Origin of the sequence: Streptomyces sp. NBC_00252 (genome assembly GCF_036187565.1) — a bacterium.
In the GTDB taxonomy this organism is placed as follows: domain Bacteria; phylum Actinomycetota; class Actinomycetes; order Streptomycetales; family Streptomycetaceae; genus Streptomyces.
In genome coordinates, this window is sequence record NZ_CP108087.1 from 943,919 (window position 1) to 970,608 (window position 26,690).

General features: G+C 70.3%; 25 protein-coding genes. 11 read left to right on the forward strand and 14 right to left on the reverse strand.

The window, feature by feature from the left end; translation table 11 throughout:
• Positions 1-36 precede the first annotated feature (36 nt).
• Positions 37-1,173 (forward strand): PP2C family protein-serine/threonine phosphatase, encoded by a 1,137-nt coding sequence (locus tag OHT77_RS04180; protein WP_328826594.1) that lies wholly within the window; start codon positions 37-39, stop codon positions 1,171-1,173.
• Between the two features lie 31 nt (positions 1,174-1,204).
• Here OHT77_RS04180 and OHT77_RS04185 read toward each other — a convergent pair whose 3' ends face one another.
• From OHT77_RS04185 to OHT77_RS04220, 8 genes are all read right to left on the reverse strand, one after another.
• Entirely contained in the window at positions 1,205-2,179 is a 975-nt protein-coding gene (locus tag OHT77_RS04185) for an MASE1 domain-containing protein (protein WP_328826595.1), read from the reverse strand.
• Between the two features lie 96 nt (positions 2,180-2,275).
• Entirely contained in the window at positions 2,276-3,106 is an 831-nt protein-coding gene (locus OHT77_RS04190; RefSeq protein WP_328826596.1) for a PP2C family protein-serine/threonine phosphatase, read from the reverse strand.
• A 174-nt stretch (positions 3,107-3,280) separates the two neighbouring features.
• Positions 3,281-3,403 carry a type B 50S ribosomal protein L36 gene (gene ykgO, locus OHT77_RS04195; RefSeq protein WP_014669332.1) on the reverse strand — a complete coding sequence of 41 codons (123 nt, stop codon included), beginning with the start codon at positions 3,401-3,403 and terminating at the stop codon, positions 3,281-3,283.
• Entirely contained in the window at positions 3,400-3,648 is a 249-nt protein-coding gene (locus tag OHT77_RS04200; protein ID WP_026150279.1) for a type B 50S ribosomal protein L31, read from the reverse strand. Before OHT77_RS04200 ends, ykgO begins: the two co-directional genes overlap by 4 nt.
• A gap of 125 nt (positions 3,649-3,773) precedes the next feature.
• Positions 3,774-3,938, reverse strand: coding sequence for a 50S ribosomal protein L33 (gene rpmG, locus OHT77_RS04205; RefSeq protein ID WP_328826597.1), 165 nt, complete (start codon positions 3,936-3,938; stop codon positions 3,774-3,776).
• A 152-nt stretch (positions 3,939-4,090) separates the two neighbouring features.
• Positions 4,091-5,983 carry a Na+/H+ antiporter NhaA gene (gene nhaA / locus OHT77_RS04210; RefSeq protein WP_328826598.1) on the reverse strand — a complete coding sequence of 631 codons (1,893 nt, stop codon included), beginning with the start codon at positions 5,981-5,983 and terminating at the stop codon, positions 4,091-4,093.
• Positions 5,984-6,081: 98 nt separating this feature from the next.
• Positions 6,082-7,722 carry a phosphoglucomutase (alpha-D-glucose-1,6-bisphosphate-dependent) gene (gene pgm / locus OHT77_RS04215; protein ID WP_328826599.1) on the reverse strand — a complete coding sequence of 547 codons (1,641 nt, stop codon included), beginning with the start codon at positions 7,720-7,722 and terminating at the stop codon, positions 6,082-6,084.
• Between the two features lie 117 nt (positions 7,723-7,839).
• On the reverse strand, positions 7,840-8,760 hold the full coding sequence (locus tag OHT77_RS04220) for an SGNH/GDSL hydrolase family protein (protein WP_328826600.1): 921 nt from the start codon (positions 8,758-8,760) through the stop codon (positions 7,840-7,842).
• Between the two features lie 258 nt (positions 8,761-9,018).
• Here OHT77_RS04220 and OHT77_RS04225 point away from each other — a divergent pair, with 258 nt between their 5' ends.
• Positions 9,019-9,702: a hypothetical protein gene (locus tag OHT77_RS04225; RefSeq protein WP_420309642.1), complete on the forward strand. Its 684-nt coding sequence runs from the start codon at positions 9,019-9,021 to the stop codon at positions 9,700-9,702.
• A gap of 54 nt (positions 9,703-9,756) precedes the next feature.
• On the opposite strand, the gene OHT77_RS04230 is transcribed toward OHT77_RS04225, so the two are convergent.
• From OHT77_RS04230 to OHT77_RS04250, 5 genes are all read right to left on the reverse strand, one after another.
• The gene (locus OHT77_RS04230) at positions 9,757-9,993 is read right to left on the reverse strand and encodes a chaplin (protein ID WP_266778253.1); all 237 of its coding nucleotides are present in this window, start codon (positions 9,991-9,993) and stop codon (positions 9,757-9,759) included.
• Between the two features lie 100 nt (positions 9,994-10,093).
• Entirely contained in the window at positions 10,094-10,546 is a 453-nt protein-coding gene (locus OHT77_RS04235; RefSeq protein ID WP_328826601.1) for a flavodoxin family protein, read from the reverse strand.
• 9 nt (positions 10,547-10,555) lie between these two features.
• A complete protein-coding gene (locus tag OHT77_RS04240; RefSeq protein WP_328826602.1) occupies positions 10,556-12,163 on the reverse strand; it encodes a serine/threonine-protein kinase in 1,608 nt (535 codons plus the stop codon).
• A 134-nt stretch (positions 12,164-12,297) separates the two neighbouring features.
• Positions 12,298-14,511 carry a catalase/peroxidase HPI gene (gene katG, locus OHT77_RS04245; protein WP_328826603.1) on the reverse strand — a complete coding sequence of 738 codons (2,214 nt, stop codon included), beginning with the start codon at positions 14,509-14,511 and terminating at the stop codon, positions 12,298-12,300.
• Between the two features lie 36 nt (positions 14,512-14,547).
• Positions 14,548-14,985 carry a Fur family transcriptional regulator gene (locus OHT77_RS04250; RefSeq protein WP_328826604.1) on the reverse strand — a complete coding sequence of 146 codons (438 nt, stop codon included), beginning with the start codon at positions 14,983-14,985 and terminating at the stop codon, positions 14,548-14,550.
• A gap of 261 nt (positions 14,986-15,246) precedes the next feature.
• Between OHT77_RS04250 and mgrA the strand changes: the two genes are divergently transcribed.
• The 4 genes from mgrA (at position 15,247) to OHT77_RS04270 (ending at position 19,321) form a co-directional block, all read left to right on the forward strand.
• Entirely contained in the window at positions 15,247-16,290 is a 1,044-nt protein-coding gene (gene mgrA / locus OHT77_RS04255) for an L-glyceraldehyde 3-phosphate reductase (protein ID WP_328826605.1), read from the forward strand.
• A 52-nt stretch (positions 16,291-16,342) separates the two neighbouring features.
• Positions 16,343-17,344, forward strand: coding sequence for a Dyp-type peroxidase (locus OHT77_RS04260; RefSeq protein WP_328826606.1), 1,002 nt, complete (start codon positions 16,343-16,345; stop codon positions 17,342-17,344).
• Between the two features lie 273 nt (positions 17,345-17,617).
• Entirely contained in the window at positions 17,618-18,325 is a 708-nt protein-coding gene (locus OHT77_RS04265) for an NPP1 family protein (protein ID WP_328834150.1), read from the forward strand.
• 102 nt (positions 18,326-18,427) lie between these two features.
• Positions 18,428-19,321 carry an alpha/beta fold hydrolase gene (locus OHT77_RS04270; protein WP_328826607.1) on the forward strand — a complete coding sequence of 298 codons (894 nt, stop codon included), beginning with the start codon at positions 18,428-18,430 and terminating at the stop codon, positions 19,319-19,321.
• Here the strand turns inward: OHT77_RS04270 and OHT77_RS04275 are convergent.
• The gene (locus OHT77_RS04275; RefSeq protein ID WP_328826608.1) at positions 19,275-19,784 is read right to left on the reverse strand and encodes a hypothetical protein; all 510 of its coding nucleotides are present in this window, start codon (positions 19,782-19,784) and stop codon (positions 19,275-19,277) included. The two genes, OHT77_RS04270 and OHT77_RS04275, sit on opposite strands and share 47 nt — an antisense overlap.
• Before the next feature lie 305 nt (positions 19,785-20,089).
• On the opposite strand from OHT77_RS04275, the gene OHT77_RS04280 reads away from it, so the two are divergent.
• The 5 genes from OHT77_RS04280 to OHT77_RS04300 all read left to right on the forward strand — a co-directional run bounded on the left by OHT77_RS04280 (position 20,090) and on the right by OHT77_RS04300 (position 26,673).
• Positions 20,090-21,460 (forward strand): ricin-type beta-trefoil lectin domain protein, encoded by a 1,371-nt coding sequence (locus OHT77_RS04280; protein WP_328826609.1) that lies wholly within the window; start codon positions 20,090-20,092, stop codon positions 21,458-21,460.
• 56 nt (positions 21,461-21,516) lie between these two features.
• Positions 21,517-23,739: an RICIN domain-containing protein gene (locus OHT77_RS04285; protein WP_443047918.1), complete on the forward strand. Its 2,223-nt coding sequence runs from the start codon at positions 21,517-21,519 to the stop codon at positions 23,737-23,739.
• A gap of 25 nt (positions 23,740-23,764) precedes the next feature.
• Complete coding sequence (locus OHT77_RS04290; protein ID WP_328826611.1) at positions 23,765-25,066, forward strand: ThuA domain-containing protein; 1,302 nt, start codon at positions 23,765-23,767, stop codon at positions 25,064-25,066.
• Positions 25,067-25,223: 157 nt separating this feature from the next.
• Positions 25,224-25,937, forward strand: coding sequence for a TetR/AcrR family transcriptional regulator (locus OHT77_RS04295; RefSeq protein WP_328826613.1), 714 nt, complete (start codon positions 25,224-25,226; stop codon positions 25,935-25,937).
• Positions 25,930-26,673: an SDR family oxidoreductase gene (locus tag OHT77_RS04300; protein WP_328826614.1), complete on the forward strand. Its 744-nt coding sequence runs from the start codon at positions 25,930-25,932 to the stop codon at positions 26,671-26,673. The genes OHT77_RS04295 and OHT77_RS04300 overlap by 8 nt, the downstream gene beginning before the upstream one ends.
• The last annotated feature ends 17 nt before the right edge of the window (positions 26,674-26,690 follow it).

A 26,690-nucleotide genomic window follows, 5' to 3' on the forward strand; every position in this document is an offset into this window, starting at 1 on the left:
GACGGTTGTTCGACGACTGAAGGAAGCGGAGGGCCGGTGCGCACCTCGAGAGATCCGGCCGGTTCCACCGTGGTAGACGCAGGGCAGCGCTCCACGCCTCCGCTCAGCTGGGCCGTCGTGGTGTTCTGGCTCGTCGTCGTCACGCTGATCGTGGCGGTGACCGGTGTCGTGCTCGGCCGGGACACCCGGCCCGCCCCCTTTCTCGTGGTGCTGCCCGCGCTGCTCGCCGGGCGCGGCACCGTCCGGCAGACCGTCGTCGCCTCGGCGTGGGTGACGCTCGTCATCGCCGCCTCCCTCGTCGACACCCCGCTGGGCACGGCGGGCGCCGACGCGGCCGTCATCGCCTTCACCCTGGTCTTCAACGGCCTCAGCGTGGCGCGGGCGGCGCAGCGGATCCGCTGGGAGGGCGAGATCGCCCGGCTGCGCTCCGCCGCCGCGGCCCTGCAGCGCCAGATCCTGCGCCCGTTCCCGCTGATGACCGACCAGCTCCTGGTGCACGGCCTCTACCAGCCCGTGGAGGAGGACAGCCGGGTCGGCGGTGACGTCTACGAGGTGGTCTCCTCGCCGTACGGCAGCCGGGTGTTCATCGCCGACGTCCAGGGCAAGGGCCTCCAGGCGATCAGCGCCGCGTTCGCCGTGCTGAGCGCCTTCCGCGAGGCGGCCGTCGCCGAGCCGACCCTCACCGCCGTGGTCGACGCCCTGGAGGAGGCGGTGCTACGGCACAACTCGTTCGCGGCGCAGACCGGTGAGCGGGAGCGTTTCGTGACGGCGATCGTGCTGGGCGTCGACGGCGGGGACGAGGTCCAGGCGATCAACTGCGGTCACGTGGCTCCGCTGCTGCTGCACGACGAGCGGGCCACGCCGGTGCTCCGGCAGGAACCGTGCGTCCCGCTGGGCCTCGACGCGCTGGCCCCTGAGCCGCGTACCGTCGAATGGTTCGTCTTCCCGCCGGACGGCACGCTGCTGCTCTGCACGGACGGGGTCACCGAGGCACGCGATCCGTCCGGCGCGTTCTATCCGCTCGAGGAGCGCGCGGCGGCCTGGGGCGACGTCCTCCCGAAGGACGTACCGGCCACCGTCTACGGCGATCTGCGCCGCCACACGGCGGGCACGCCCCGCGACGACACCGCGCTGCTGGTGCTGCGCAGGCGGGGCGACGCGGGTCTCCTCTGACCGGGCGGAAGGGCCGGCCGGGGCGGGACGGTCACGGTCGGCCGCCCTGACGAGGGTCGCCCGCGGTGAGGTGTTCCAGGACCTCGGCCAGTTCCTGGCAGGCGTTCTCCACCGAGATCCGGGTGTTGCGCTGCTCGGTGATGACCGAGGAGAGCAGCAGGGCGGTGAAGGCCATCGTGCCGTTGAACGCCTGGAGTTTCATCATGACCTCGACGTGGGTCAGGTCCGCGAACGGGCCCGTCTCCTGGGTCGCCGCGATGGTGGCCATGACGGAAGCGAACAGGGCGCACAGCATGCTGCCGGCGAACCGGAAGCGCAGGGCCGCCCAGATCAGCAGCGGATAGATCAGGAACAGCAGGCTGATGCGGTTGTGGGTGACCAGGGGGACGATCACGCCGATGGCCGCCGCGAGCCCACAGGCCTCCCTCCACCGGTGCAGGTCCAGGGGCAGGCGCACGGTCCGCAGCAGGAGCAGGAGCGGGGTGACGATCAGGACGCCCATCGCGTCGCCCACCCACCAGCCGAGCCAGACCGGCCAGAAGGAGTGCGCGGCCAGCTTGTCGGTGAGGACGAGGAGTCCGGCCCCGCAGGTCGCGCTGACCAGCATCGCGGACAGGGCGCCCAGGAACACCAGGGCGAGGCCGTCACGCAGCCGTCCGAGGTCCGTGCGGAAGCCGACCCGGCGCAGCATGAGCAAGGCGCAGGCGGGGGCGAGGGTGTTGCCGACCAGGATGACAAACACGGTCGGGTGGAGCGAGGTGATCGACATGATCACGAGGAGGGCGCCGAGGGCGATGCCGGGCAGTACCCGCAGCCCGAAGATCAGCAGACAGGCCACCGCGACCCCGGTGGGCGGCCAGATGGGTGTGAACACGGCCCCGTCGACCACCAGCTCCCGCAGCAGCCCGAGCCGCCCCGCGCCGAAGTAGCCCCCGGCGACGGCCAACGTCAGCAGGACGTACCCGCCCGGCCGCCGCAGCTCCTCGAAACCCACCACAGCAGCCATCAGACACTGAGGCGGCTTTGTCGGCGAGGCGAGAAGGGCGGGGTGGGGGGGTGGTGTCCGCGCGCAGGGCCGCAGCCGGGGCATCGCCGACAGGCCCTACGCCTCGCTCTCGGGCGCGTCGTGCCCCACGACCAGTACCGCCGCGTCGTCCTCGTGGCCCACCCGCTCGGCGCCCTTGATCACGGCTGCCGCGAGGGAGCCCGCGTCCATGCCCGCCACGGCGGCCACTCCGGCTAGGCGGACGACCTGGTCGAGGCCTTCGTCGACGTTCATCGAGGGGCCTTCCACCACGCCGTCGGTCACCAGGACGAAGACGCCGCCGGTGGTGAGGCGGTGCTCGGTCACCGGGTACCGCTGGCCCGCGACGATGCCGAGGGGCGGGCCGCCCTCGTCGTCAGTGATGCCGGAGCGGCCGTCCGCCGTAGCCCAGACGGAGGGTATGTGTCCGGCCCGCGCGCTCTCCAGGACGCCGGTGACCGGGTCCAGGCGCATGAACGTGCAGGTCGCGAAGAGTTCGGTGCCGAGGGAGAGCAGCAGATCGTTCGTGAGGCAGAGGAGTTCGCCGGGCTCGCTGGTGACGGACGCGAGTGCCCGCAGCCCCACCCGGACCTGGCCCATGAAGGCGGCGGCCTCGATGTTGTGCCCCTGGACGTCGCCGATGGACAGGCCTATTCGCCCGTCGGGCATCGTGAAGGCGTCGTACCAGTCGCCGCCCACGTTGAGGCCGTGATTCGCGGGCGAGTACTGGACCGCGAGGTGGAACCGCGGGGTCACGGGCATGTCGCCGGGCAGCATGCCGCGCTGCAGGGCGACGGCCAGTTCGAGCAGGGAGCGCTGGAGCTCCGCCCGCTCGCGGGCCTGGGCGGTCAGCGTCCCGAGTCTGGCCAGCAGTTCGTCACCGTCGTCCGTCGGGCGCTTGCGGGACATCGACCACTCCAAGGGGGTTGGTACCGCTATAAGCATAAAGAACGTATTTCTCCCCCTCCGAAACGCGGCGCGGGAACGACAGCGGCCCGGCCCCCGCGAGAAGCGGGAGCCGGGCCGGTCGATCCGTCGACAGTGCCGGATCCGTCCATGGATCCGCCGGTCGTACGCGCCGCGTCAGCCCTGGCGGGCCTTGAAGCGCGGGTCCTTCTTGTTGATCACGAACGTCACACCGCGACGCCGTACCACCTGCGCGCCGGGCTTGGCCTTCAGCGAACGAAGCGAGTTGCGAACCTTCATGACGTCCTCCCATAGCGGCGCTCGAAGCGCTCCACACGGCCCGCGGTGTCCACGACGCGCGTGTTGCCGGTGTAGAACGGGTGGCTGGCCGACGAGATCTCGACGTCGATCAGCGGGTACGTGTTCCCGTCCGCCCACTCGATCGTGCGCGCCGACTGCGCGGTCGAGGTGGTGAGAAACGCGGTGTCCGCCGCACGGTCGCGGAAGACGACCGGACGGGACACGGGGTGGATGCCAGACCTCATGGTGCTTCCTTCCTCAGGCCGTCCGCCGCGGGACGGCCGCTCTGCTTCGTTCGTGGGACCACCGCTCGGCCGGCTTCGCGGTGCGACCGCCGGGCCGGCCTCGCGGGACAGCTGCCGTACTCGACTCAACGCTCTTCGCGGAAGTCGACGTGCGTCCCCGCCACCGGGTCGTACTTGCGCAGGACCAGCCGGTCGGGGTCGTTGCGACGGCTCTTGCGCGTCACGTAGGTGACGCCGGTTCCGGCCGTCGACTTCAGGGTGACGACGGGACGGTTCGTGGTGCGTGCCATGAGGACCTCCTTCCGCTCACATCCCGGGATATTGTCCCGAGCATGTCAGCTACATGCGTCTTAACACCGGCACCCAGCAGTCCATTCCCGCCGCCCGATGCCCTCGCCGAACTGGGACGATGCCGTCTGCCGACCCTCATCGGGCCCCGCCGTCAGGACACCTGAACCGCCACCGCCGCCCGCTCCCGAGCCGCCCGCACCGCCTGCGACAAACCCTCGATGTCGTACGCGCCATGGTGTCTGCGGCCGTTCACGAAGAACGTCGGGGTGCCCGCGACCCCGCTGAGGTCGGCCGACTCGACGTCCTCGGCGACATGGCCCGCCCCGGCGTGGGCCATCATGTCGCGGGCGAAGCGGGCGACGTCGAGTCCGATCTGGCCGGCGTAGTCCCGCAGGTCGTTGAAGCGCAGGGCGCCCTGGTGGCTGAGGAGCAGGTCGTGCATCTCCCAGTAGCCGCCCTGCAGCGCGGCGGCCTCGGACGCCTCGGCGGCGAGCTGGGCGTGGGTGTGGACGTCCGTGAGCGGAAGGTGCCGCCACACGTACCGCACCTCGTCCCCGAAGGCGCCGAGCAGCTCGCGGACGACCGGCTCGGCCTGGCCGCAGTAGGGGCATTCGTAGTCGCCGTACTCCACGACGGTCACCGGCGCGTGGCGCGGGCCACGCAGGTGGTCGCGGTCGGGGTCGACCGGGACCGACAGGTCGACGATGGTCTCCGCGCGGCCGAACAGGACGCGGGGCCGGATCTGCGGCGGGAGCAGTCCGATCGCCCCGGTGACCAGTCGGCCGACGATGAACGAGCAGACGACGGCGCTGAGGATGCCCGTCTTCGCGTCCTCCAGGGTGGTCCCGTCGAAGGCGAGGGTCGCGATCAGCAGGGAGACGGTGAAGCCGACGCCGGCCAGCGTGCCGCCCGCGGTCACCGCGCCCCACCCGACCGGCGGCCGGATGCGGCCCCGGGACAGGGCGCTGGTCAGCGCGGTCGAGGCGACGATGCCGAGCGGCTTGCCGACGACGTACCCGATGAGGATGCCCAGCGCGACGGGTGAGGTGAAGGCCCGGGCGAGCTGCTCCCCGCTGAGGTGGAGACCGGCGTTGGCCAGCGCGAACAGCGGGACGACGGCGTAGCTGGCCCACGGGTGGTACATGCGCTGGAGGCGGTCGTTCGGGGAGATCGCGGAGGCGATGCCTGCGCGTACGTCGCGTTCCAGTTCCGGGGTCGGCTGTTCGCGGAAGAGCCGGAAGAGGCCGGTGGCACGCTCCAGGTCGTCGCGTCCCGCCGGGTAGGCGTACGTGATCAGGCCCATGGCGAGGCCGATGACGACCGGGTCGACGCCCGACTTGAGCAGGGCGACCCAGGCGACGACCCCGAGCAGCGCGTACAGCGGACCCCTGCGCACTCTGAACCGCCGGAGCACCACCACGACGGCGAACATGGCGACGGCGACCAGGAGGGCCGGTACGGCGATGTGGTCGCTGTAGAAGACGGCGATCACCACGAGCGCCAGGAAGTCGTCCACGACGGTGATCGTGAGGAGGAAGACCCGCAGCCCGGGCGGCATGTGGCGGCCCACGACGGCGAGCATGCCCAGGGCGAACGCGGTGTCGGTGGACATCACCGCGCCCCAGCCGTTCGCCGAGCCGTGGCCGCTGTTGATGGCCAGGTAGATGGCGATCGGCACGAGCATCCCGCTGGCGCCCGCGACCACCGGCAGGGCCAGCCGCCGCCGCTCGCGCAGCTCGCCCATGTCGAACTCCCGGCGCGCCTCCAGCCCGACGACGAGGAAGAACAGGGTCATCAGCCCGCTGTTGACCCACTCGCGCAGATCGAGCGAGATCCCGTGCGAGCCGAGCCGCACGGAGAGATGGGTCTCCCAGAACGTCTCGTACGCCGACGGTGCCGCGTTGGCCCACACAAGCGCGACGAGCGCCGCCGCGACCAGCACGGCGGCGCTTCCGGTCTCGGTGCGCAGGAAGTCGCGCAGCGGGGAGCGCGTGTCGTCCCCGCACGACGTCTGCCCCGTGTAGTCGGTCGTTTCCATGGACATACGGGGCTCACATCCACCTTGCGTCGTCACTCACGTGTCGCCCAACACCGGCCGCCACACGGTTCATTCCGGTGACAGCCGGTACCCGGCCGACCGTGTCAGCCGCCCAGCGCCGCCCCGACCACGGCCTTCGCCTCCTCCTGGACCTGGCCGAGGTGCTCGGGGCCGTGGAAGGACTCGGCGTAGATCTTGTAGACATCCTCGGTGCCGGAGGGCCGCGCCGCGAACCAGGCGTTCTCGGTGGTCACCTTGATGCCGCCGAGGGCCGCGCCGTTGCCCGGTGCCTCGGTGAGGACGCCGGTGACAGGTTCGCCGGCCAGGGTGTCGGCGGTGACCTGCGCGGGCGAGAGCTTGGCGAGGAGCGCCTTCTCCTCGCGGCTCGCGGGGGCGTCGATCCGGGCGTAGGCGGGCGAGCCGAAGCGGTCCGTGAGCCCCTTGTAGTGCTCGGACGGGGTCTTCCCGGTGACCGCGGTGATCTCGCTGGCCAGCAGCGCCAGGATGATGCCGTCCTTGTCGGTGGTCCACACGGAGCCGTCCCGGCGCAGGAAGGACGCGCCGGCGGACTCCTCGCCGCCGAAGCCGAGCGAGCCGTCGACCAGCCCGTCCACGAACCACTTGAAGCCGACGGGCACCTCGACGAGCCGGCGCCCGAGGTCGGCGGCGACCCGGTCGATCATCGAGGAGGACACCAGCGTCTTGCCCACGCCCGCGTCGGCGGGCCACCGCTCGCGGTGGGCGTAGAGGTAGGCGATGGCGGCGGCCAGGTAGTGGTTCGGGTTCATCAGGCCCGCGTCCGGGGTCACGATGCCGTGCCGGTCGGAGTCGGCGTCGTTGCCCGTGGCGATGTCGAACCGGTCGCGCTGGGCGATCAGCGAGGCCATCGCGTACGGCGACGAGCAGTCCATGCGGATCTTGCCGTCCCAGTCCAGCGTCATGAACCGCCAGGTCGGGTCCGTGAGCGGATTGACCACGGTCAGGTCGAGCCGGTGCTCCTCGGCGATGCGTCCCCAGTAGGCGACGGACGCCCCGCCCAGCGGGTCGGCGCCGATCCGCACCCCCGCCGTACGGATCGCGTCCAGGTCGAGGACGCTCGGCAGGTCGGCGACGTACGTGCCGAGGAAGTCGTAGCGGCCCGTGCCGGGGGCGGCGAGCGCGCGGGTGTACGGGATGCGGCGTACGTCCTTGAGGCCGCCCGTGATGATGTCGTTGGCGCGGTCCTGGATCCACGAGGTGGCCTCGGAGCCGGCCGGGCCGCCGTTCGGCGGGTTGTACTTGAAGCCGCCGTCGGCGGGCGGGTTGTGGGACGGGGTGACCACCACACCGTCCGCGAGGCCCGAGGTGCGGCCGCGGTTGTGGGCGAGGATCGCGTGGGACACCGCCGGGGTCGGCGTGTAGCCGTCGGCGCTGTCGATGAGGACCGTGACCCCGTTGGCGGCGAACACCTCCAGCGCGGTGACCTTCGCGGGCTCGGACAGCGCGTGCGTGTCGGCGCCGAGGAAGAGGGGCCCGTCGGTGCCCTGGTCCGCGCGGTACTCGCAGATGGCCTGGCTGGTGGCCGCGATGTGGTCCTCGTTGAACGCGGTCGCCAGGGACGAGCCCCGGTGCCCCGAGGTGCCGAACGCTACGCGCTGCCCCGGCTCGGCGGGGTCCGGGTGCAGCGCGTAGTACGCGGTGACCAGGCGGGCGACGTCGACGAGATCCTCGGGTCGGGCCTGTTCGCCCGCTCGCTCGTGTGGCATGTGCCCGCTCCTCCGTATCGAACTGCTTCGCGTACGGCCCCCATCTTTCCTCGTCAGGGGCGTCTTTAGCGAGTACACCCCCTCCGCCTGTGGAAAACCCGGGCCGCGGGCTGTCCGTCAGTACCGGTGGCGCCGGTCCAGCTGCTTGAGCACCGCGCCCGCCATGGCCGCCTCGCCCTTCGCGTTGGGGTGCGCCGGAGCCGCCGGGGAGGCGGGCTGCAGCGGCTCGATCCAGCGGTCCGCGGGCGCCTTGCACATGTCGTGGCCGACGGTCGGGCCGTAGGTGTCGACGTACTCGGCGCCGTTGAGGGCGGCGACCACGCGGAGCATCAGGTTGAGGCGCTTGCCGGTGTCGCGGAGGTAGGGGAAGTCCTTGGCGGCGAACGGGACGGAGGGGTAGCAGCCGCTGCCGTCGTTCGGCAGCAGGTCCGGGTAGCCGACGACGACCACGCGCGCGTGCGGTGCCTTCTTGTGCACGGCCCGCAGCACCTTGGTCACCTTGGGCGCGGTGTTGAGGATGCTCAGCACCAACTGGTCGGCGCCGGTGGAGTTGTAGTAGCGCTGGCAGGGGTTGCCGGTGAGGTCCGTGGCGCTGAGCTTGGCGCAGGTGCCGATGATGGTGCTGAACCCGATGTCGTTGCCGCCTATCTGAAGCGTCACCAGGTCGGTGTTCCGCTGCACGGCGTCGAGTTGGGGCCCGTTCGTGCCCTGCGCCTTCCACATCTCGGCGGTCGTCGCCCCGCTGCAGCTCACGTCCTTGAGCACGGTCCCTCTGCGGTCCGCCGCCACCAGCGAGGGGTAATTGTGGTCGGAACGCGCACAGTTGGCGTCGACCTGGGTCGGGATGTACGGCCCCGAGGTGTAGGAGTCGCCGAGCGCCACGTACCGAGTCGAACGGCCGTGCCCCTGGCCGGAGTTGTGCGCCGCCGCGGGTGCCGCGGACGCGACGACGAGGGCGCAGCCGCTGACCGCCGCCGCGACCGCCACGGCCCTGCCGCGCTGGTGTGCCGTCGTGGCCTGATGCGTCTCACGCTTCATGGAGTTCCTCCCCCAGGTCCGAGACGGCGCGACGGGACACACCCGGTGCGGTCGTCTCTCGTTCAACTGGCCTTGTATACCGGTCGGTAAGTCCCGGGGGCCAGAGGTCTGGAGGGACGAGTTCGTTGCCCGTGGGGTCACGGCACCCCGCCGAAACAGTTCGGCCGGTTTGGTGGCCGGTTCCCGTCCCCGCGCACGTGGAGCACATCCGGCGGGTATCCCTACCGCAGGCGTCAACGCGCTTGGGGGTGGGGGCAGTTGGCTCTGTTGCCACAGAGGCTGCGGAGGCACGAGAGGCATGAGTCGCAGCGCTCCCGTCGACGGGAGGCGATCCGTGCGCTGCGTGCCCAGGGGCGCTACGGTCCCGCCCTGCACGAGGTGCTGCCCGCCCTGCTCCTGGTCGTCCTGGTCGTGTGCGGGATCGTGGCCGGGTTGGCCGTCGCGTACCGCACTCTCGGCACCGGAGCGCTCGCCGGCGGCCTGGCGCTGCTCGCGGTGATCACGGCGGCCGTGGTCCGGCACAACCGGCCCCGGGCCCGTCGCCGCCTGGGCTACTACACGCCCGACGAGATCGCCGACCTGGATGTGGAGGGGCTCGCCCTGGCCGTGTCCCGGATGCTGCGCCGGGACGGCTGGCGGGCGCTGGCCAGGCCCGACGCACAGGGCCTGCCCCGGGTCCGGGCGCGCAACCGGCTCGGTCACCGGCTGGACGTGGCCTTCCGGCCGGTCGCCGAACCGCTGCCCGGCGAGGAGACACCGACGCGCTCAGCCCGTACGCCCGGCGAAGGACCGCACCTCCGGATCGTCGTCCACCGGGGCACCTTCAGCCGGCGTGACGTCCAGTGGGCGCGGCGGCAGGGCGGCATCCAGCTGATCGACGGCTCACGGCTGCGGCGCTGGGCCCACGGCACTCCCCTGCACCGGCTGACCGACGTCCCCTGACACACGGAACGAGCCGCGGGCACAGGGCCCGCGGCTCGTTCACGGTACGGCTCGTCAGTCGGAGTTCTGGCACTGGTTGCCCAGCGCGGGGTTGAGCAGACCGATGACGTCGATCGAGTCGCCGCACAGGTTCAGGTCGAGGTCGACCGGCACCTGGACGACGTTGCCGGAGAGCACGCCCGGGCTGTCGGCGGCGGAACCGGTGGGGTCGGGGTCCGCGCTCGCCGTACCGGCGCAGAGCAGCAACGCCGCACCCGCGAGACCGACCGCGGCCGTCAGACGCTTCCTCATGAAGAACTCCTGTCACTCAGAGGGGCATGTCCCTCCACGCTGCGGGTCCTCCGGGGGGTCACGACACTTCTCGGGGTCCAAACGGGTGGCGGCCGCCCGCTCAGGCCTCCAGTCCGGCGGCGATCGTCGCCCCGAGTTCCCAGCACGCCTCGACACCGGCCCGGTCCGGCTCGCCGGTCAGCGTCACGGGTTCCGCGGCCCGCCGCCAGCCGAGCCCGGTCGTGATCGACTCGATGCCGCGCACGGCTCCGGTCACGTCGTTCCCGCCGTGCACGTAGTAGCCGAAGGGCCGTCCTCGGGTCTCGTCCAGGCACGGGTAGTAGATCTGGTCGAAGAAGTGCTTCAGGGCCCCGGACATGTACCCGAGGTTCGCGGGCGTGCCCAGCAGCAGGCCATCGGCGTCCAGCACGTCCGACACGGTCGCGGACAGCGCGGCACGGCGTACGACGCGCACGTCCTCGATCTCCGGTGCCGTCGCCCCGGAGACGACGGCCTCGAACATCGCCTGGCAGTTGGGCGAGGGCGTGTGATGCACGATCAGCAAGGTGGGCACGGGGCGAACCTACCCGTCGGACGGCATCACCCTGGTCACGGCGCCCTTGGGGTTGGCCTCCATGTAGCCGCCGACGTCGTAGTCGTCGCTCAGATAGATCGCCATGCCGGCAGGTGTGTCGAAGATGCTGTCGGGCGACCGGAGCAGCAGGTATCGAGACGTCGGCTTCTCAACCTTCAGTTCCTTCTTCGCACGCGCCAACAGTGCTGGAACGGCGTCCCAGTTGAAGTCGTCCAGCTTCGTCGGCTCCTCGCCGCCCGCCAGCGTGCTCTTGGTGACGCCCTCGTCGAAGCCCGTGCCGGAGCGATAGGTGTATCTGTCGAACTTCGTCTGACTGCCCTTCACCATCACGTCCGCGATGACGTACCCGGGGTAGACGGAGAAGTCCGCGAAACGGTCGCTCCCGGTCTTCTCCTCGAACGCCTTGATCGCGGTCCGGATACCGGCCGGGGTCAGCATGTCCTGCGTCTTCACGGCGGCACTGCTCTGGCTCGCCGACGCGGTGGGCGTGTCGCTCTGCCGCTGCGTCTGACCTGTGGCCCCCGGTGACGACGTACTCGTGTCGTTCTTGTCGTTGCCGCCCGGCAGCACCTTCCAGGCGAGTGTCCCCACCAGCAGGACGCCTACGACGCTGGAAGCGACCGCAACCCCTCGGGACCGCTTCCCCGGAGGACGGCGCCGACCGGTAGTCGTCGGCATGCCGTTCGTGGGCGGCAGCGACGGAGGCACGGGCGGGGCGATCCGGTACGAGGTGGACTCGGGGCGCCGGTCCTCGGGCTGGGCCGCGGCGGCGGCCAGCATCCGGCCGACCGTCCCGGCGTCGGGCCGTGCCTCGGGATCGCGGACCAGCACCAGGGACAGCACCGGTGTCAGCGATCCCGCCCGCATCGGCGGCGGCACGTCCTCCTGGAGTACGGCGGCCAGCGTCGCCAGGGTCGTACCGCGCTGGAGCGGGTGGTGGCCCTCGACGGCGACGTACAGCATCATCGCCAACGACCAGAGGTCGGCGGCGGGACCGCCGCTCTGGCCGGAGACGCGTTCCGGGGCCATGTAGTCGGGGGTGCCGATGATGGAACCGGTCGCGGTGAGGGCGGTGGCGTCGCGGATCGCGGCGATGCCGAAGTCGGTGAGGACGGGGCGGCCGTCGGTGCGCAGCAGGACGTTGGCGGGTTTCACATCCCGGTGCTGGACACCCGCCTGGTGCGCTGCGTTCAGGGCGTCGAGCACGCCGATGCCCAACTGGGCTGCTTCCGCAGGGGACATGGGGCCACGGGCCAGCCGGTCGGCGAGCGAGCCGCCCTGGACGAGTTCCATGACGAGCCAGGGGTAGGTGCCCGGGCCGCCGTCGACGATGTGATGGATCGTCACCACGTTCGGGTGCTCGACCCGGGCCAGCGCCCGTGCCTCGCGCAGGACCCGCTGACGCAGCATCTCCGCGGCGGCGGGGTCGTACTCGGCGAGGTCGATGTCCGGCGGCCGGACCTCCTTGACCGCGACGTAGCGGTGCAGCAGCAGGTCCTGGGCGCGCCACACCGTGCCCATGCCACCGCCGCCGAGCCGGGACTCCAGCTCGAAGCGGCCGTCCACGACCCGTCTGCCGGGCTCCCCCTCGTTCATGCGGAGGAGCTTATGTGACGAACGTGCCCTCCTGTGCGCCGAGTTCGGAGGACGAGAAACGTCCGGGCCGACCCGTGAGGGCCGACCCGGACGTCAGTGGTCCGTTCCCGTGGGACCGGAACCAGGACTCAGTCTCAGACGAGGTCGAAGCGGTCCAGGTTGGAGACCTTGACCCACGCGTCGACGAAGTCCTTCACGAACTTCTCCTTCGCGTCGTCGCTCGCGTAGACCTCGGCGAGCGCGCGCAGCTCGGAGTTGGAGCCGAAGACGAGGTCGGCACGGGTGCCGGTCCACTTGACGGCGCCGGAGGCGTCGCGGGCCTCGAAGGTCTGCTGGTCCGCCGAGGTCGACGTCCACGCGGTGCCCAGGTCGAGCAGGTTCACGAAGAAGTCGTTGGTCAGCGTGCCGACCCTGTCGGTGAGGACACCGTGGGTGGACTGGCCCTGGTTGGCGCCGAGGACGCGCAGGCCGCCGATGAGGACGGTCAGCTCGGGGGCGCTCAGGGTGAGCAGGTTGGCGCGGTCGAGCAGCAGGTACTCGGCCGGCAGGCGGTTGCCCTTGCCGAGGTAGTTGCGGAAGCCGTCGGCGGTCGGCTCCAGCGCGGCGAACGACTCGACGTCCGTGTGCTCCTCGGTGGCGTCGACACGGCCCGGCGTGAAGGGGACCTCCACGTCGACGCCGCCGTCCTTGGCGGCCTTCTCGACCGCGGCGGCACCGCCGAGGACGATCAGGTCGGCCAGGGAGACCTTCTTGGCGCCGGTGTTGAACTCCTGCTGGATGCCCTCGAGGACCCGCAGCACGGAGGCGAGCTGGTCGGGGTCGTTGGCCTCCCAGCCGCGCTGCGGCTCCAGGCGGATACGGGCGCCGTTGGCACCGCCGCGCTTGTCGCTGCCACGGAAGGTGGAGGCGGACGCCCAGGCGGTGGACACGAGCTGCGGGACGGTCAGGCCGGAGGCGAGGATCTTCGCCTTGAGCGCGGTGACGTCGGCGGCGTCGATGGCCTCGCCCTCGGCCTGCGGCAGCGGGTCCTGCCACAGCAGGCTCTCCGCGGGGACCTCCGGGCCGAGGTACAGGGACTTCGGGCCGAGGTCACGGTGGGTCAGCTTGAACCAGGCGCGGGAGAAGGCGTCCGCGAACTCGGCCGGGTTCTCGTGGAAGCGCTTGGAGATCTCGCCGTAGATCGGGTCGAAGCGCAGCGAGAGGTCGGTGGTGAGCATCGTCGGAAGCTTCTTCTTCGACGCGTCGTGCGCGTCGGGGATGATCGCCTCGGCGTCCTTGGCCACCCACTGGTTGGCGCCGGCGGGGCTCTGGGTCAGCTCCCACTCGTAGCCGAAGAGGATGTCGAAGAAGTCGTTGCTCCACTGGGTGGGCTTGGTGGTCCAGGTCACCTCGAGGCCGGAGGTGATCGCGTCGCCGCCCTTGCCGGTGCCGTAGGTGGACTTCCAGCCCAGGCCCTGCTGCTCCAGCGGGGAGGCCTCGGGGTCGTCGCCGACCGCGTCGGCCGGGCCGGCGCCGTGGGTCTTGCCGAAGGTGTGGCCACCGGCGATGAGGGCGACGGTCTCCTCGTCGTTCATCGCCATGCGGCGGAAGGTCTCACGGATGTCGCGGGCGGCGGCCAGCGGGTCCGGGTTGCCGTTCGGGCCCTCGGGGTTGACGTAGATGAGGCCCATCTGGACGGCGCCGAGCGGGTTCTCCAGCTCGCGGTCGCCGGTGTAGCGCTGGTCGTCGAGCCAGGTGGTCTCGGGACCCCAGTACACGTCCTCGTCGGCCTCCCAGACGTCGGCGCGGCCGCCGGCGAAGCCGAAGGTCTCGAAGCCCATCGTCTCGAGCGCCACGTTGCCCGTGAGGATCAGGAGGTCGGCCCAGGAGATCGACTGGCCGTACTTCTTCTTGACGGGCCACAGCAGACGGCGGGCCTTGTCCAGGTTGCCGTTGTCCGGCCAGCTGTTCAGCGGCGCGAAGCGCTGCTGGCCGCGGCCGCCACCGCCGCGGCCGTCGCTGATGCGGTAGGTGCCGGCGCTGTGCCAGGCCATACGGATCATCAGCGGGCCGTAGTTGCCGAAGTCGGCCGGCCACCAGTCCTGCGAGGTGGTCAGCACCTCGGCGATGTCCTGTTTCACGGCCGCCAGGTCAAGGGCGCCGAACGCCGCGGCGTAGTCGAAGTCCGCGCCGAGCGGGTTCGCGACGACCGGGTCCTTGGCGAGGATCTTCAGGTTGAGGCGCTCGGGCCACCACTGACGGTTGCCGCCGCCCTGGGTGGGGTGCGCGGCGCGCCCGTGCGCGACGGGGCAGCCCCCTGCGTCCTCCGACTTCGCGTCCGTGACGATTGCGTCGTGGTTCTCAGACATGGATGGGAATCCTTCCGAACTGGGGGAACACGTGATTCAGGTACGGGGGGCGTCGGTACAGGCGGGGCACAGGCCCCAGTAGATGACCTCGGCCTCGTCGATCGAGAAGCCTTGGTCGTCGGCGGCGGTCAGGCAGGGTGCCTCGCCGACCGCGCAGTCGACATCGGCGACGACACCGCACGACCTGCACATGAGGTGGTGGTGGTTGTCGCCGACGCGTCCTTCGAAGCGGGCGGGGCTGCCGGCCGGTTCGATACGGCGTATGAGTCCGGCCGAGGTCAGCGCGTGCAGCGCGTCGTAGACGGCCTGGAGCGATATGTGTCCTACGCGGTCACGGACCCCGGAGGCGACTCCCTCGACATCGAGGTGGTCACCGTGCCGGACGGTCTCGAGCAGCGCGACGCGGGCTGCCGTCACCCGCAGGCCGGCACCGCGCAGCTCCTCAGCGGTGGTCGGTGGCTGGGATGCGGTCATGCCGATCAACCTACAGCCTTAAACACGAACGATTCAAGAAAACAAACGGTTCAAGTTTGATGTCCTGCCGGGGTGGGAGATGTGGAGCCGTCCCAGGTGGCGCCGGTGCCCCGCGCACCGATCCGCTTCCGGATTCAGTGACGGCACTGCTGAATCCGATGGCGGGGAACAGTTGGACGCCGAATTCGCGCGGGGGCACAGTAGGCAGGGCGGCCACCCCCGGCCGCACCGCCCCCTCATGCACCTCGCGGAGAGCCCCCGATGAACCACGTCGCAGATCCTGAGCGCTACAACGGCACCATGCGCTACCGCCGCACCGGCCGCTCGGGGCTCGACCTGCCCCTGCTGTCGCTGGGTTACTGGCACAACTTCGGTGACGACCGCCCGTTCGAGACGCAGCGGGAGATCGCGCTGCGCGCCTTCGACCTCGGCATCACCCACCACGACCTGGCGAACAACTACGGCCCGCCCTACGGCGCGGCCGAGGCCAACTTCGGCCGGCTGCTGAAGCAGGACCTCGCGCCGTACCGGGACGAGCTGGTGGTCTCCACCAAGGCCGGCTGGGACATGTGGCCCGGTCCGTACGGCCAGGGCGGCGGCTCCCGCAAGTACCTCCTCGCCTCGCTCGACCAGTCGCTGAAGCGCACGGGCCTGGACTACGTGGACATCTTCTACTCCCACCGCCTCGACGCGGGCACCCCGCTCGAGGAGACGATGGGCGCGCTCGACACCGCCGTCCGCCAGGGCAAGGCGCTCTACGTCGGCATCTCGTCCTACGACGCCGACCGCTCCCGCGAGGCCGCCGCGATCCTCCGCGACCTGGGCACGCCGCTCCTCATCCACCAGCCGTCGTACAACATGCTCAACCGGTGGATCGAGGACGACGGGCTGCTCGACGTCGCGCGGGACGAGGGCTTCGGGGTCATCGGGTTCACCGCGCTGTCGCAGGGGCTGCTGACCGGGCGGTATCTGGACGGCATCCCGGAGGGGTCGCGGGCCGCACAGGGCACGTCGTTCGACGCGGGCTGGCTGACCGACGACATGGTGCGCCGGCTGCGCGCGCTGAACGACATCGCCGCCCGGCGCGGGCAGACCCTCGCGCAGATGGCGCTCGCCTGGGCGCTGCGCGACGAGCGGGTCACCTCGCTGGTCATCGGCGCGTCCCGCACCGAGCAGCTCGAACAGAACGTGGCCGCGCTGGACAACCTCGACTTCAGCAAGGAGGAGCTGGCGGAGATCGACTCGTACGCCGTCGACGGCGGGGTGGATCTCTGGCAGGACGCGCGGACTGGGAAACTCGGCTGACGCTGGAGGTGCCGGCCGGCACCTCCCAGGACACAGCGGAGGCGTGGAGTACATGACAGTTGACGGCTCGGTCGAGGGCACGGACGGCAGCGTCGGCGGCGAGGGCACCGTCCCGACCTCGCAGGCGGTACTGGAGACGCTGACCCCCAGCGCGACCTTCCTCGTCGTCACCGTGGAGCCCGGCGGCGAGGACGCGGTCCGCCAACTCCTGGAGGATCTGGCCGGGTTGACGCGGTCCGTCGGGTTCCGCGCGCCGGACGGACGGCTCAGCTGTGTCACCGGCATCGGCTCGGAGGTGTGGGACCGCCTGTTCGGCGGCCCGCGCCCCGCCGAGCTGCACCCGTTCCGCGAACTCGTCGGCGACCGCCACCGTGCCGTCTCCACCCCCGGCGACCTGCTCTTCCACATCAAGGCCGTACGGGCCGACCTGTGCTTCGAGCTGGCCACCGCGATCATGGCCCGGCTGGCCGGCGCGGTCACCGTGCGCGACGAGGTGTCCGGGTTCCAGTACTTCGACGTGCGGGACCTGTTGGGCTTCGTCGACGGCACGGAGAACCCCGTCGGGCAGACGGCCCGCGACGCGGTGGTCATCGGCGGCGAGGACCCGGAGTTCGCGGGCGGCAGCTATGTGATCGTGCAGAAGTACGTCCACGACATGGCGGCCTGGAACGCGCTGCCGGTGGAGCAGCAGGAACGGGCCATCGGGCGCAGCAAGTTGACCAACATGGAGATGGACGACGACGTCAAGCCGGCCGACTCGCATCTCGCGCTGAACGTCATCACCGGCCCGGACGGCACCGAGCGGAAGATCCTCCGCGACAACATGCCCTTCGGCAGCGCGGCCCAGGGCGAGTTCGGCACCTACTTCATCGGGTACGCGCGGACGCCCTCGGTCACGGAGCAGATGCTGCGCAACATGTTCCTGGGCACCGACACCGCGTCCCACGACCGCATCCTGGACTTCTCGACGGCCGTCACCGGAAGTCTCTTCTACGTCCCCTCGGCGGACTTCCTTGACGACCTTCCGGACCTTCCCGACCGATCCGACGGGTGACCTCCGCGCACGGCTGACGAGCCGTTTCCGGAGTGCGGCGCCGGGGGCGCGACAGAATTCAGCGACGGGCCAAGATCCGTACACCGCAAGGGTGTTGACGTGCACACACCCGACTGCGAAGGTCTGGACCTGGCGCATCCAGTAGCGCCCCCACAGCCAAGAACTGGAGTCGGCGTGCCTGAACTGACACCCCCCACCGACAGCACCGCGAAGCCCCGGAGCCGGCGTCTTCGCCGCTCCGCCGTCGTCACCGTCCTCGGTGCGCTGGCCCTCGTGGTCGGACAGGCGACGGCCGCCCAGGCCTCCGTACTGACGGCCCTCCCGCAGAACGCGGACGGTCTGGAGCAGACCTTCTCCCCGGCCTACGACTACGACGGCGACGGCTGCTACGCCACGGCCGCCATCGGCACCGACGGCACCATCAACCCCGGGCTGAAGCTCGGCGGCGACGTCAACGGGCACTGCCACGACCTCGCGCAGCTGAACAACTCCAACACGTACTCCCGCGAGAAGTGCAACAACGACTGGTGCGCGGTGATGTACGCGAGCTACTTCGAGAAGGACCAGGTCACCCTGGGTCCTGCGGCCATCGGGCACACCCACGACTGGGAGCACGTCGTCGTCTGGATCAAGGACAACACGGTGCAGTACGTGTCGGTGTCGCAGCACTCCTCGTACCAGGTGTCGGCGGCCTCGGGGGTGCGGTTCGACGGCACGCACCCCAAGATCGTCTATCACAAGGACGGCATCGGCTCGCACGACTTCCGCTTCGCCAACACGAACGACGAGCCCGCCGAGAACGCCACCGGCAACTGGTTCTACCCTCGCCTGGTGGGCTGGAACGGATACCCGGCCGGCCTCAAGGACAAGCTCCTCGCCGCCGACTTCGGCTCGGCCACCCTGAAGATCAGGGACGTCGACTTCAACTACGCCCTGTCCATCGCGAAGCCGTCCGGGATCTCCTTCGACCCGAACGCCTGACGGTCGGCCAGGCACCGGCGCAGGCGGGTCACCCCGTCGGCGCCGTGTCACACTTCCGCACCTCGCGGCCCTCTTGAGTGCAGACACTCACGGGAGGCGCTCATGCCCAGGACCGAACCGGCCGCGACGTCCACACAGCACCTGATCGAACTCTCGGCCGGGCCCGTCGCCTACGAGGACACGGGCGGCGACGGGGCCGTCCTGGTGCTGCTGCACGGGCTGCTGATGGACGCCTCGCTGTGGGCGGCCCCGATCGCCCAACTGGCCGCCGCACACCGGTGCGTGGCCCCCACCCTTCCCCTCGGCGCACACCGCCGGCCGATGCGCGCGGACGCCGATCTGTCGCTGCCCGGGGTGGCCCGGCTCGTCACCGAACTCCTCGACCGGCTGGACCTGCGGGACGTCACACTCGTCGGGAACGACACCGGCGGCGCGCTGGTGCAGCTGCTGATGGCGGAGGGGTCCGCGCGCGTGGGCCGGGCTGTGCTGGTCTCCTGCGAGGCGTACGACAACTTCCCGCCGGGGCTGACGGGCCGCACGCTCGTGCTCGCGGGGCGCCTCTCGCCGTGGCTGTTCGGGCAGTTCATGCGGCAGATGCGGGTGCGCGCGCTGCGCCGCCTGCCGTTCGCGTTCGGGTGGCTGACCAAGCGCGGGGACGCGGTCACCGCGCGCTGGACGGAACCGGTCCGACGGCAGCCGGAGATCCGCCGTGACGCCGTACGGGTGCTGCGTGCCGCGGCCGCGGACGGGCGCCGCCTGCTGGAGCAAACCGCCCTGCGGCTGGGGGAGTTCGACCGCCCCGCGCTGATGGTGTGGGCGAGCGAGGACCGGGTGATGCCGCCGGAGCACGGGCGCCGGCTGGCCGAACTCCTGCCCCGGGGACGGCTGGTGGAGGTGGCCGACGGCTACACGCTGCTCCCGCTGGACCAGCCCGCCCAACTGGCCGCGCTCATCGGCGAGTTCGTACGCGCGACCGCCCCGCCCGCACGGGCCTGATCTGGTGGCCGCGGCGCGGCTTGGGGGCGTCGAGCATGCTGACGCCGTTGTAGTTCCGGCCGCGGGCGTAGAACGTGGGCGCGGCGACGAAGGCGACGAAGACGGTGACGACGCTGATCGGGAAGAGGACGGGGAGCGACTGGCCTTCGGGGAGGGTCCTGCCGCCCTCGTGGACGGCGTAGCCGAGGGCGGCGAAGAAGGCGACCAGGGACACGGCCGCGGCGACCAGCATGACGGTCGCGAGCCTGCGGGTGGTGGCCTGGTCGCGGACCTCGGCGAGCAGGGACGCCGAGCACTCGGTGCAGGTCAGCTCCACCGTGTGCTTGCCCGACGGGGGCCGCTTCACCGAGTAGTGGGCGGCGGACCAGGTGATCGTGCGCGTCCTCGGCTTGAGGAGTCCGCCCGTCACCTTGTCGCTGAGTATGTGCCGGACCGCGACCTCCGTGGTACCCGCTGCGCTCATGGCTCCTCCGACGCACGTCCCGACGATCATCACGAAGCCTGCACAGTGTGACCTGTGGGAACCGGCCGCTCAATGGTCCTGGTGATTTCTTTTCCTTCGCCTACAACTTCTCAACTCACCCCTGCCTCCCAGGACTTATCCGGTCGCACCTCTTGACGCCTTTGGTGCAGACCTTTAGGTTCACCAGCCAGCAGACCTCCCATGAATGCATTTGGCACTCACATATGTGAACACCCGTGTTCACCTCTCACCGCCCTCCAGCCGGCGGCGTCCACCCCCCACCCCAGGACGAAAGGGCCCTCGTCATGCAACGCCTCGCCCTCCGCTGCGCCCTCGCGCTCTCCCTCGGTCTCACCGCCGTCGGCACCCTCGCAGCCCCCTCCGCCTCGGCCGCCACCGGCACCATCACCGGCCTCGGCGGCAAGTGTCTCGACGTCGCCGGCGGGAGTTCCGCCGACGGCGCCGCCGTACAGACCTACGACTGCAACGGAACGGCCGCCCAGCAGTGGACGGTCGGGTCCGACGGCACCATCAGGGCCCTCGGCAAGTGCCTTGACGTCACCGGCAATTCGACCGCCAACGGCGCCCAGCTCCAGCTGTGGACGTGCGGCGGCAGCGCCAACCAGCAGTGGACCGTGTCCGCCGCGCACGACATCGTGAACCCGGCCGCCAACAAGTGCCTCGACGTCACGGGCAGTTCCACGGCCAACAGCACCCGCACCCAGATCTGGACCTGCACCGGCGCCGCCAACCAGAAGTGGACCGCCCCCTCCGGCGGCGGCACGACCCCGCCCACGAACTCCCCGATGGCGGTGGCCCCGTACCTGTACAACGGCTGGGGAAACCCGCCCAGCCCTACGACTGTCATGAACGCGACCGGCGTGAAGTGGTTCACGCTGGCCTTCGTGCTGAGCAACGGCTACTGCAACCCGCAGTGGGACGGCGGCCGGGCGCTGACCGGCGGTGTCGACCAGTCGACCATCAACACCGTGCGGGCCAACGGCGGTGACGTCGTCCCGTCCTTCGGCGGCTACAGCGGCAACAAGCTGGAGAGCTCCTGCTCCAGCGCGGGCGAGCTGGCCGCGGCGTACCAGAAGGTCATCAGCGCCTACTCGCTGAAGGCCATCGACATCGACATCGAGGCCGACGCGTACAGCAACGGCACTGTGCAGCAGCGGACCGTGGACGCGCTGAAGACCGTCAAGGCCAACAACCCGGGCATCAAGGTGTACGTCACCATCGGCACCGGCCAGAGCGGTCCGGACACGAGCCTCATCAACCGGGCCGCGTCCTCCGGGCTGACCGTGGACGCCTGGACGATCATGCCGTTCGACTTCGGCGGCGCCGGCCAGAACATGGGCACGCTGACCCAGCGGGCGGCCGAGGGCCTGAAGACCGCGCTGAAGAACGCGTACGGCTACAGCGACGACGCCGCCTACCGGGACATGGGCATCTCGTCCATGAACGGCATCACCGACAACAACGAGACCGTCACCACCGCCGACTTCCAGACCATCCTCGGCTACGCGCAGACGCACCACCTCGCGCGGCTGACGTTCTGGTCGGCCAACCGTGACCGGCCCTGCCCTGGCGCCTACCCGAACGACGACACGTGCTCGGGCGTGAGCCAGAGCAACTGGCAGTTCACCAGCATCTTCGCCAAGTACACCGGCTGACGGACGCCCCCCTTCCGACCTCTCTGCCCCAACCCCCCATCACCACAGGAGAATCCGTGCTCAGACGGAAGAGACTGTCCGTACGCCATCCCGTTCCGAGAGCGCTCACGGCGATCGCGCTCGTGGCGACCACCGTGACCGGCATCGAGTTCGCCGCGCAGGCCTCGGCGAGCGCGGCGGGCACCGCGGCCGCCGCGATCCCGACCGGCTACACCACCGTGGTCAACAAGGGCAGCGGCAAGTGCGTCGACGCCCGCTCGGCCGCGAGTGCCGACGGCACCGCCGTCCAGCAGTACACGTGCAACGGAAGCACCGCGCAGAACTGGCAGTTGACCGCCACCGACGGCGGCTACTACCGGGTGAACAGCAACCTGAACGGCGCCGAGGCCTGGGACGTCACCAACGTCTCGACCGCCGACTCGGCGCCCGTCCAGCTGTGGACGTACTCCAGCGGTGCCAACCAGCAGTGGCTGCCCGTCGCCGAGGCGGACGGCGCCTACCACTTCGTCAACCGCAACAGCGGCAAGTGCCTGGACGTCCCGAGCGCCTCCACCGCGGACAGCGTGCAGCTCGCGCAGTACACCTGCAACGGCACCGCCGCGCAGTCCTTCACCCTCGGCACGGTCTCGACGAACCCGCCGGGCACCCCGGACTTCGGCCCCAACGTGACGGTGTTCGACCCGTCGATGTCGTCGTCGAGCATCCAGTCGAAGCTGAACTCCGTCTTCGCCCAGCAGGAGACCAACCAGTTCGGCTCGGCCCGCCAGGCCCTGCTGTTCAAGCCGGGCACGTACAGCGCGAACGCCAACGTCGGCTTCTACACGCAGGTCGCCGGGCTCGGCTTCTCGCCGGACGACGTGACCATCAACGGCGCTGTGCACGCGGAGGCGGACTGGTTCCAGGGCAACGCGACGCAGAACTTCTGGCGCGACGCCGAGAACCTGTCGGTCAACCCCACGGGCGGGACCGACCGTTGGGCCGTCTCGCAGGCAGCCCCCTACCGGCGCATGCACGTGCGCGGCAACCTGGCGCTGGACGACGGCGGTTGGTCGAGCGGCGGCTTCATCTCCGACACCAAGGTCGACGGCCAGATCCAGTCCGGCTCCCAGCAGCAGTTCCTCACCAGGAATTCCACGATGGGCAGTTGGTCCGGCTCCAACTGGAACATGGTCTTCGTCGGCGACCAGGGCGCACCCGCCCAGTCCTTCCCGACGTACACCAACGTCGCCAGCTCTCCCACGATCCGTGAGAAGCCCTTCCTGTACGTCGACAGCGCGGGCAACTACCAGGTGTTCGTACCGGGGTTGCAGTCCAACGCCGTCGGTACGACGTGGAGCGGGAAGACCCCGGCGGGCAAGTCCCTGCCGATCGACCAGTTCTACATCGTCAAGCCCGGCGCGACCGCGGCCGACATGAACGCCGCCCTCGCGGCCGGCAAGAACCTGCTGGTCACCCCCGGCGTCTACCACCTCAACCAGACGCTCAACATCACCCGCCCCGACACGGTCGTGCTGGGCATGGGCCTCGCCACCCTCGTGCCGGACGGCGGGATCACCGCGATCTCGACCGCCGACGTGGACGGCATCGAGCTGGCGGGCCTGCTGGTCGACGCGGGCACCACCAACTCCGGGACCCTGGTGCAGATCGGCCCGGCCGGTTCGACCGCTTCCCACGCCTCCGACCCGACGCAGTTGTCCGATGTCTTCGTCCGCATCGGCGGCGCCACCGTCGGCAAGGCCACCAACTCCCTTGTGGTCAACAGCGCCAACACGATCATCGACCACACCTGGATCTGGCGGGCCGACCACGGCAACTCCGGCACGGTCGGCTGGACCACCAACACCGCCGACACCGGGCTGATCGTCAACGGCGCCAACGTCACGGCGTACGGCCTGTTCGTCGAGCACTTCCAGAAGACCCAGGTCGTCTGGAACGGCAACGGCGGCCGGACCTACTTCTTCCAGAACGAGATGCCCTACGACCCGCCGAACCAGGCCTCGTGGATGAACGGCAGCGGCAAGGGCTATCCCGCCTACAAGGTCGCCGCGAACGTGACGACCCACGAGGCATGGGGACTTGGCAGCTACTGCTACTTCAGCAGCAATTCGAGCGTGGTCGCCGACCACTCCTTCGAGGTGCCGAGCGTGTCCGGGGTCAAGTTCCACGACATGGTGACCGTCTCGCTGGGCGGGGTCGGCACGATCAGCCACATCATCAACAACACCGGCGGACCGTCCAACTCCAGTAACAACGCCGCCTACTTGACCAACTACCCGTAGACCGCACGGAAAGATTCGATCACCGATGAACACCACCATCAGATCCGGTTCCACCCGCGTGGCCCTGCGGGTCCTGCTCCTCCTCGCGACGGTGCTGGGCTTCGCGGTGGCACCGCCCGCCGCCCACGCGAGCACCGCGGCAACGCCGTTCAAGGTTCTCGGCCTGTACAGCGGTACGTACGACGCGGCGCACATCGACTTCGAGAAGGAGGCGAACGTCTGGTTCCCGCAGCAGGCCGCGGCGAACGGCTTCACCTACACGTCCAGCACCAACTGGGACCTGCTCGCCAACGGCGGGGTCAACGCCTACCAAGTCGTGCTGTTCCTCGACGACTTGCCGCAGACGTCCGCCCAACGCAGCGGTTTCGAGACGTACATGCGCAACGGCGGTGGCTTCATGGGCTTCCATGTCTCCGCCTTCACCACGGACGCGGCCAGCTGGTCCTGGTACCACAACACGTTCCTCGGCTCGGGGAACTTCGTGTCCAACACCTGGGGTCCGACGGCGGTGACCCTGAAGGTGGAGGACCACTCGATCCCGCCCACCGCCGGCCTGCCGGCCACGTTCACCTCGTCGGTCAGCGAGTGGTACAGCTGGTCCAACGACCTGCGGCAGAACCCGGACATCAAGATCCTCGCGTCGATCGACCCGAGCAGCTTCCCGGTCGGCACGGATCCCAACCAGTCCTGGTACAGCGGGTATTACCCCATCATCTGGACCAACACGAAGTACAAGATGCTGTACGCGAACTTCGGCCACAACGCGATGAACTACACGACCAACACGCGTCTGTCGTCGACGTTCGCGAGCCCGACCCAGAACCAGTTCCTGCTGAACGGGCTCAAGTGGCTCGGCGGGGGCGGCACTTCGACGCCTCCGACGGACACACCGATCTCCGAGACGTCCTGGTACTCCGTGCAGAACGGCGGCAACGGCACCTGCGTCGACGCCCGTTCGGCGGCCACGGCCAACGGCACGGCGATCCAGCAGTACGCCTGCAACGGTACGGCGGCGCAGCAGTACCAGTTCCGCTCGACCGACAGCGGGTACATGGAGATCACCGCGCGCGGCAACCCCGCACAGGTCATCGACGTGACCGACCGCTCGACGGCGGACAACGCGCCGTTGCAGCTGTGGGCCTACTCCGGCGGCACGAACCAGCAGTGGCAGCCCGTGAAGGAGACCAGCGGCCGCTACCACTTCGTCGCCCGGCACAGCGGCAAGTGCCTGACCGCCCCCACGGCGGCGACCAACAGTGTCCAGCTCACCCAACGGACCTGCGACGGCTCCACCGCGCAGTCCTTCCAGCTCGCCGTGCAGTCCTGAGTCCGCACGGCGCCGAGGGGCGCCCCCGCCGTATCCACGCGATACGGCGGGGGCGCCCCTTGTTGTGGCCGTACCCCCCGCCTTCGCCGCACCCCCGTTTTCACCGCTAACGCAAAACTGTTGTCATCGATAAAGCGTCGGTGTTATCGTCGCTCACATGAACACGAGATCGCTGATAATCGAGGCGGCGGCGGAGCTGATCGCGCAGTCGCCGAGCGGCGACGTCTCGACGCGGGCGGTGTGCGAGGCGGCGGGGGTCCAACAGCCCGTGCTGTATCGGCTGTTCGGCGACAAGGACGGACTGCTGGCGGCGACCGTCGACCACGTCTGGGACCAGTACCTGGAGACCAAGCGCGCGGCGGAGAAGTCGGCGGACCCCCTCCAGGACCTGCTCGCCGGCTGGGACAGCCATGTGGCGTTCGCGCTGGCGCATCCCAACGCCTACAAGCTGATGTTCGCCCCGGCGCTGCGGTCGATGCCGGAGGCGGCGCAGGAGGCGCTGCGGATCCTCCGCGCGGTGCTGGAGCGGCTCGCCGCGCAGGGCCGTATGCGCATCGCCCCCGAGATCGCGGCCCGCATGATCATGACCGCGACCACGGGTGTCGCACTGGGGCTGATCATGCGCCCCGCGCTGTATCCGGACACCGCCCTGTCGACGCAGGTCCGTGACGCGATGGTGCAGGCGATCCTGCTCGACCCGGCGGCGGACACGGCACCCGGCGACGCCCGCGCGGCGGCCGCGACCACGCTGCTCTCGTCCCTGGACGATCTCACCCCTCAACCGTTCACCTCCGCGGAGTCGGCCCTGCTCGGGCAGTGGCTCACGCAGATCCCCACCTCCACCACCCGGAAGGGCCCTCACCATGACTGACACCGACACCTCAACCCGCGTCGCCCTGGTCACCGGCGGCTCCGGCGGCATCGGCCGCGCCGTCTCCGAGCGGCTGGCCCGGGACGGCGTCGCGGTCGGCGTGCACTACGCCGGCAACAAGGCCAGGGCGGACGAGACGGTCGCCGCGATCGTCGCGACCGGCGGCCGGGCGATCCCGGTCGGCGGTGACGTCGCCGACGAGGACGCGATGTCCGCCGCGTTCGACGCCGTGGAAGCGGAGTTCGGCGGCATCGACGTGGTCGTGAACACCGCCGGGATCATGGCCCTCTCCCCCATCGCCACCATGGACCTGGACGACCTCGACCGCATGCACCGGACCAACATCCGCGGCACGTTCGTCGTCTCCCAGCAGGCGGCCCGCCGGGTGCGCGCGGGCGGCGCGATCATCAACTTCTCGACCACCGTCACCCGCACCAAGTTCCCGACGTACGGCGGCTATGTGGCGAGCAAGGCCGCGGTCGAGGCGATGACCCTCGTCCTGGCCCGCGAGCTGCGCGGCAAGGACATCACCGTCAACGCGGTCGCCCCCGGCCCGACCGCCACGCCCCTCTTCCTCGACGGCAAGGACGACACCACGGTCGAGAACCTCGCCAAGGCCGCCCCGCTGGAACGCCTGGGCACCCCGGACGACATCGCCGAGTCGGTGGCGTTCCTGGCCGGGCCCGCGCGCTGGGTCAACGGTCAAGTACTGTTCGCCAACGGCGGGTTGGCGTAACGGGAAGAGGACCACAG

What these genes read in the sequence shown, in the direction of transcription:
- OHT77_RS04185 (WP_328826595.1), bottom strand. Translation starts at nt 2,179, where the DNA reads ATGGCTGCTGTGGTGGGTTTCGAGGAGCTGCGGCGGCCGGGCGGGTAC.
- OHT77_RS04190 (WP_328826596.1), bottom strand. Translation starts at nt 3,106, where the DNA reads ATGTCCCGCAAGCGCCCGACGGACGACGGTGACGAACTGCTGGCCAGA.
- ykgO (WP_014669332.1), bottom strand. Translation starts at nt 3,403, where the DNA reads ATGAAGGTTCGCAACTCGCTTCGTTCGCTGAAGGCCAAGCCCGGCGCG.
- OHT77_RS04200 (WP_026150279.1), bottom strand. Translation starts at nt 3,648, where the DNA reads ATGAGGTCTGGCATCCACCCCGTGTCCCGTCCGGTCGTCTTCCGCGAC.
- rpmG (WP_328826597.1), bottom strand. Translation starts at nt 3,938, where the DNA reads ATGGCACGCACCACGAACCGTCCCGTCGTCACCCTGAAGTCGACGGCC.
- nhaA (WP_328826598.1), bottom strand. Translation starts at nt 5,983, where the DNA reads ATGTCCATGGAAACGACCGACTACACGGGGCAGACGTCGTGCGGGGAC.
- pgm (WP_328826599.1), bottom strand. Translation starts at nt 7,722, where the DNA reads ATGCCACACGAGCGAGCGGGCGAACAGGCCCGACCCGAGGATCTCGTC.
- OHT77_RS04220 (WP_328826600.1), bottom strand. Translation starts at nt 8,760, where the DNA reads ATGAAGCGTGAGACGCATCAGGCCACGACGGCACACCAGCGCGGCAGG.
- OHT77_RS04230 (WP_266778253.1), bottom strand. Translation starts at nt 9,993, where the DNA reads ATGAGGAAGCGTCTGACGGCCGCGGTCGGTCTCGCGGGTGCGGCGTTG.
- OHT77_RS04240 (WP_328826602.1), bottom strand. Translation starts at nt 12,163, where the DNA reads ATGAACGAGGGGGAGCCCGGCAGACGGGTCGTGGACGGCCGCTTCGAG.
- katG (WP_328826603.1), bottom strand. Translation starts at nt 14,511, where the DNA reads ATGTCTGAGAACCACGACGCAATCGTCACGGACGCGAAGTCGGAGGAC.
- OHT77_RS04250 (WP_328826604.1), bottom strand. Translation starts at nt 14,985, where the DNA reads ATGACCGCATCCCAGCCACCGACCACCGCTGAGGAGCTGCGCGGTGCC.
- mgrA (WP_328826605.1), top strand. Translation starts at nt 15,247, where the DNA reads ATGAACCACGTCGCAGATCCTGAGCGCTACAACGGCACCATGCGCTAC.
- OHT77_RS04260 (WP_328826606.1), top strand. Translation starts at nt 16,343, where the DNA reads ATGACAGTTGACGGCTCGGTCGAGGGCACGGACGGCAGCGTCGGCGGC.
- OHT77_RS04270 (WP_328826607.1), top strand. Translation starts at nt 18,428, where the DNA reads ATGCCCAGGACCGAACCGGCCGCGACGTCCACACAGCACCTGATCGAA.
- OHT77_RS04275 (WP_328826608.1), bottom strand. Translation starts at nt 19,784, where the DNA reads ATGAGCGCAGCGGGTACCACGGAGGTCGCGGTCCGGCACATACTCAGC.
- OHT77_RS04280 (WP_328826609.1), top strand. Translation starts at nt 20,090, where the DNA reads ATGCAACGCCTCGCCCTCCGCTGCGCCCTCGCGCTCTCCCTCGGTCTC.
- OHT77_RS04290 (WP_328826611.1), top strand. Translation starts at nt 23,765, where the DNA reads ATGAACACCACCATCAGATCCGGTTCCACCCGCGTGGCCCTGCGGGTC.
- OHT77_RS04295 (WP_328826613.1), top strand. Translation starts at nt 25,224, where the DNA reads ATGAACACGAGATCGCTGATAATCGAGGCGGCGGCGGAGCTGATCGCG.
- OHT77_RS04300 (WP_328826614.1), top strand. Translation starts at nt 25,930, where the DNA reads ATGACTGACACCGACACCTCAACCCGCGTCGCCCTGGTCACCGGCGGC.